Annotated in this window: 4 protein-coding genes; 3 read left to right on the forward strand and 1 reads right to left on the reverse strand. The window is 60.5% G+C overall.

Translation table 11 applies throughout. The annotated features are described in order from the left end of the window. Positions 1-1,502: amidohydrolase (locus AC1D0P_RS20710; RefSeq protein WP_477678467.1), on the reverse strand; the 1,502-nt coding region annotated here is incomplete at its 3' end. Between the two features lie 238 nt (positions 1,503-1,740). Between AC1D0P_RS20710 and AC1D0P_RS20715 the strand changes: the two genes are divergently transcribed. The 3 genes from AC1D0P_RS20715 to AC1D0P_RS20725 all read left to right on the forward strand — a co-directional run. Then, positions 1,741-2,640 carry a LysR family transcriptional regulator gene (locus AC1D0P_RS20715; RefSeq protein WP_477678468.1) on the forward strand — a complete coding sequence of 300 codons (900 nt, stop codon included), beginning with the start codon at positions 1,741-1,743 and terminating at the stop codon, positions 2,638-2,640. A 149-nt stretch (positions 2,641-2,789) separates the two neighbouring features. Further along, positions 2,790-3,986, forward strand: coding sequence for a hypothetical protein (locus AC1D0P_RS20720; protein WP_477678469.1), 1,197 nt, complete (start codon positions 2,790-2,792; stop codon positions 3,984-3,986). Between the two features lie 347 nt (positions 3,987-4,333). Then, positions 4,334-5,839 (forward strand): ShlB/FhaC/HecB family hemolysin secretion/activation protein (locus tag AC1D0P_RS20725; protein WP_477678470.1); only part of this gene is annotated, 1,506 nt, incomplete at its 3' end.

Genomic DNA, 5,839 nt, shown 5'->3' on the forward strand with positions numbered 1-5,839 from the left:
CGGTTGTCCTTGGCCAGCACGTCGGTTCCGGAGACCGACTTCCCCGACACCATCCAGCTGATGCCGACCCACGGATTGAACGAGGCCGCCCGGAAGGCGTCGGTGGTCATGGCCAGGGGGATGCCGCTGTCGACGAGCTGGCGCAGGCGCGGGGTCAGCAATGCCTTGTCGCGGCCGTGGGTCTTGATGAATCCGTCGCCGTGCAGCGCCATCTTGGTGTCCAGGGCGATGCCGCCGCCCAGCGCCTTCACCCTGGCGATGTTCGCGGGACTGATGGTCTCGGCGTGCTCGATGCTCCATCGCAGGCCGTCGAGCGGCGTCTTTTCGTTCAGCTTCTCGAGCGCATCGAGGAAAGGCGTGATGTTTTCGTCGTAGCTGATGTGCTCGCGGAAAGGAATTCGCCGCTGGACTAACTTGGAGACGTCCCGCTCCACCAGTTCCCGCATCTTGTCCGGCTCGACGACGACCGCTGGACGGTCGAAGTTTTCATGATCGTGGACATCCGCCGACAGCAACTCGCCGGCACCGCGGTAGACATGACCGTGCGCCAGCTGCGGGTGCAAGTTGTGCCCGGGACTGATAGGCGCCGTCTTCGTGATCGCCGTGAGTTGCGCGTCCACCACGCTGCCCTCTCCGAACTGGATGTCCACGAAGGGCATGYGGATGTTGAGGCGGTTGTCCCGGGCAAGGGCGTCCACGGTGGGCACTGCCTTGGGATACCCGCGGAAGCCCGTGCCGGCATCGACGATGGACGTGACCCCGAAGCGGTTGAGGCTGTGAACCGTCTGGACCAGCGAGCTCACCTCCTCGTCGAAAGAGAGCTGGGGAACCATGGTCTCCAGGGCGATGAACAAGAACGTGTAGCCATGGACTACACCGGTGTACTTGCCCTGCTTGTCCTTCTCGAACTCGGTGCCCGGGACCTTGGGAAACTTGTCTGTGCCCACGCCGAGGGCATCCATCGCCTGCTGGTTCATGAAGGCGCGGTTGTAGGCGTACTGCACGATCAAGGGACGATTGGGGACGGCCCGGCGGAGTTCATCCAGGGTGGGGAAGCGGTTCTCCTCGAACTGGTAGGGAGACCAGCCGCCAATCACCTTCACCCAATGGCCTTCCGGTGTCCGTTTGGCTTGCTCACCCAGCATCGCCAGGGCCAGTCGCAGCGTTGGCACGCCTTCCCATCGCAGGGTGTAGTTGTAGCCACCTTCGTTGAGCACATGGGTGTGCGCGTCGATGATGCCCGGGATGAGCCGCCGGCCGCGGGAATCGATGACCCGGGTRTTGGCGTTCTTCAAACCCAGCACCTCGGCATCCGTGCCCACCGAGTAGATGCGGCCGTTTTTGACGGCCAGGGCGGACGCCGCGGCTTGCCCGGGATTGCCGGTGAAGATCCTGGCGTTGTGCACGATCAGGTCCGCGCCCGGCACCTCTTGCCTGGCTTGTGCATGGGTGTTGGCCAAGCCATTCACCACCATGAATCCGATCAGTAGTATCAACTTCACTGCTATTTCTCCATTCGAGGGATTTGAAAGACCGCCACCGTGCGGCGATCAGCGAACTGAACTCCGCGGCGGTGTGTGTTGGATGTGGATATGGCCTGCCCGGCCCGGCACAGTCAGGGATCGTTCTTGCTCGCGGCAACACGATTCGCTGATGGCCCGAGGCGAATCTTTGCACCATTCTTTGTGGTACGGTAGACCTCAAATTTGCGCATCTGTGTCGCATAAACAGGAACACCGGATGGAGATCGAAGAACTGCGAACCTTCGTGGAAGTTGCCGACGGGGGGGGCATCACAGCGGCCTCCCTTCGGCTCGGCGTGGCCAAGTCCATCGTCAGCCGGCGGCTCATCAGGCTCGAGGCGGAGCTGGGCGTTCAGTTGCTGGCTCGCACCACGCGGGGCGCATCTCTTACCGAGGCCGGTGCGGCATTTCGTGACTATGCGGCCAGGGTGTGTGCCGAGATAGAAATTGCCAAAGAGACGATCCTGCCCGCCGGCGAGCTTCGCGGCCGCTTACGCGTCGCGGCGCCGCTGTCCTTCGGGCCCACCCACTTCGCGCCCGTACTCGCCGAGATGGCGAGCCGGCATCCACAGCTTCACATCCAGACCTGCTACAGCGACCGCTTCGTCGACCTGGTGGCTGAAGGCTACGACTGCGCAATTCGCGTTGGCCATCTCGCGGACTCCAACCTGATGGCTCAATGTGTCGGGCCTGTGAACGGGAGCCTGGTCGCCAGTCCGGCCTACATCAAAGCGCACGGCGCGCCTCAAACCCTGGACGAACTCCTGGATCACGAAGCGCTCATGCAGGGCACGGAAACCTGGCAATTGATGCATGAAGGCAAAGTCGTCTCTGTCCGGCCCCAGGGCCGCTTCAAGGCAGACAACGGCATTGCGCTCGTCGCAGCGGCGGTAGCAGGTATAGGCATCGGCTACCTGCCCCTTGGACTCACCCGCCCCCATCTGGCTTCCGGCGCACTCGTGACGGTCATGCCGCAACACCCCACCAGGCCAGCAGGCGCCTACGTGGTGCGCCCACCGGGTCAGCATCCCGCGCGGAAGATCAGGGTACTGACGGAAATGCTGATGGACTATTTCAGCAGGTTTCCCGACTTCGACTTTGGGGAGGCTCAAGCTTGAGCAGTGGCCTCTTCCGGTACGGATCTTCTTGGTGACGATGCATCCACGGGAAGATGCGGCCCATCTCGTTGAGGGTGATGTACCCATGATTTCCCGCAAAAACTGCGGCGACTGGATTAGCGGGCCAACCTTCGTAATGAGAAGGTCGGGTGTTCGATTCAATTGGAAAAGGCATGACTGTTGTTGCTGTTTTTGAAGACCTCCGAGTAGCCGTTTCYGATGTCTTGCTGACGACTGATCAGCCCGGTCGGCATCTAACCATTCCAACAACGGGCTATACCGGAAATCTGTTGTCGGCTTTGCCGCTAAGTCCGACACGGCTCGTGCGTAAGTACGTGGAATTTAAAGCGCAATCGGGCCGTGGAATGCTATTGGCCGCAGGCAATGTCGAACACATAGAAAAACTAGCAGAGAACCTGCAGTGCATCTCCAACGGTACTTGCGCGCTGCCTACACATCTCCAACATCTGCTAGCTGATCGCAGCCCATGGGCAATCGCCGATACGGCGTCCAGATATACAGAATTTCAGGGGTTTTCTCAGTTCGAGGTTATCGGCTCTGCAGGCGATGCACTGTACACACGCACATTTGATGCATCGGCGATAAAACTCTCATTGCCCTATTTCGGCGTAGTCCGGGCCATCGGTAGCGGCGCCGCCGATGTGGCGAATTGGCTTGAAGCTCGGGCAAATCACTGGATTGAATGCGGACTCGACAGTGATGATCTTGAAATCAAGAGATTCCGGACCATGCACATGCTTCCCGCCATTTTTCTGGAGCAAGATACGCGCAGCACACTTCACACGCTTACAAAAGGTGTCGGTGGCTACTATGAAGCGTACTGGCTGGGGAAAGACGAACTGATACCGATGGATTCCGTGCTGACCATATTCGCTACGATTGTTGGCAAGCCACGTAACTACACCGTTGAACTAAGACGGTTGTTTTTTCATCTTTATAAGGACGGCTGGTTGTTCGTTGTTTCGCTGTTCAACTTGCCCAAGATTGTCGGCCTTGGACATCCCCTGAAGTGCCCGCTTGGTGATCTAGAGCAGTTTCCAATCCCACCATTAACAAACCCGACTGTTACGCCCAACTGGACGGTGGATCGGCTTGCGATGCAAGCCTGCGCCGCAGGCCATACGCGATTGATCCTATCTAAGGACGTAGACTCCAAGCCCATCACCCGCCGTTTTTTTCAAGGCCATCAACCACTCCACCGTTTGTTCGACCTCAAGGTGTCAGGTGGATATTTGAATATTGCTTTGAACCAAGCTGGGTTTTCGCATTTTGGAGCCAAATTCCTTAGCAGCGTCGATGATCCAATGGTCTTGAAACTTTGGTAGCTATGGCAGCAAGGCAGATGCAAAAACCAACACCGACCGCCATCAAACGCTTTCCCATGGATAGCCGCATTTGCTTTCGCTGGTTTGCTTTGCCTTCTGCTGTTCTGTGGGTTTCAGCTGCTCGGCACAGCAATATCTTCGCGTTGAATCCACATCGGTCGATGAGACCCCGCAAAACTGCGGTGAAGTGACAACAATAAGTGAGTTCACTAAGTAAATTCGCGGCTTGAAGGTGCTATTTTCAGTTACGCGCTGTTACGATCTACAGACGCCCTGAACAGAGCCTTCCGAGAGCTCCATTTCCCAAGTCATTTGTTCAGCCCACCGCCCCCCGTGGATAAGAACAAATGAGTCAAAGCCGCTTGATCAAACACCTGGCCCGTTGCGGCCTCACCGGCATGCTTGCAGTAGCTGCCGCCTCAACGGCCCTCGCGGCCGATGAGCGTTTTGACATTACGCGTTTCCAGGTGGAAGGCAATACCCTGCTGCCGGCGGCGGAAGTGGATCGCCTGGTCGGCCCGCTGGCCGGGCCGCAGCGTGGTTTTGCCGATATCCAGCTGGCGATCGAAGCCTTGCAGCAGGCTTATCTCAAAGCCGGCTATAGCACGGTGGTTGTGTCGGTGCCTGAGCAGGAACTGGCCGGCGGGGCGGTGAAGCTGCTGGTGCGGGAGAGCGTGATCTCCTCGATCACCATCAGCGGCAACGAACATTTCGATGAGGCCAATATCCGCGCCAGCCTGGTGCGGCTGCAGGTGGGCAGCGCGCCCCGCCTGGGCGCGATTTCCGAATCCATCCAGCTGGCCAATGAAAGCCCGGCCAAGCAGGTCGGCGTGACGCTGGCCGAGGGCGAGAAGCCGGGCACCATAGACGCCAAGGTCCTGGTCACCGACCACAAGCTGCTGCGCCTCATCACCACGCTGGACAATACGGGCTCGCCCTCCAGCGGCCGCTGGCGCACCGGCATTGCCGTGCAGCATGCCAATCTGTTCAACCGCGACCACGTGGGCACGCTGGCCTACACGACCTCGCCGGACAGCCCTTCGGGCGTGAACCTGAATGTCTTTTCGGTCGGCTACCGCGTCCCGCTGTATGCCTTTGGCGACAGCGTCGACTTCATCTACGGCAAATCGAGCGTCAATTCGCCGGCCAGCTCCCCGGTGCTGGGCGGGCTGCTGGGCTTCACGGGCAAGGGCGACGTGTATGGCCTGCGCTGGAACCACTTCCTGGGCCGCAGCGGCGAAAGCACGGCCAAGCTGGTGCTGGGCCTGGACCACAAATTCGTGGACTCGCGCTGCGAGGTCGGCGGCGTCACGGTGAGCATTGCGCCGCCGACACCGCCGATTGCCTCCTGCGTGCCCTACAAGACCACGCCGCTGAGCATCACCTACAGCAGCCAGACCGAGAAGGTCGACCAGATATCCGGCTACAGCGTGGGCCTGTCGCGCAACATTGCCAGCGGCGAGCGCTACACCAATATTGACGGCCGCACCGACCGCTACTCTTACCTGACACCGGGCAACCGCGCCACGCGCGACGATTTCATGGCCGCGCGCGGCACGGCTTCCTGGTTCAAGGCCCTGGCCGGCGGCTGGCAGGCCAGGCTGGCCGGCAGCGCGCAGTTCACCGACACGCCTTTGCTGGCTGGCGAGCAGTTCGGCCTGGCCGGATCGACGGCGGTGCGCGGCTTCCAGGAGCGGGCCGTGGCGGCCGACAGCGGCATCGTGGCCAATGCCGAGCTGTACACGCCGGAGCTCGCCGGCAGCGTCGGCTTGCCGGGCCAGTTGCGCGGCGTGTTTTTTGTTGACGCGGGCCACGGCACCAACAACAAGGTGGGCAGCAGCTGTGTGCCGGGC

It is taken from the genome of Polaromonas sp. P1_G2, assembly GCF_056405515.1.

Excerpts from the sequence above, each read along its gene's own strand:
- AC1D0P_RS20715 (WP_477678468.1), top strand. The coding sequence starts at position 1,741 with ATGGAGATCGAAGAACTGCGAACCTTCGTGGAAGTTGCCGACGGGGGG.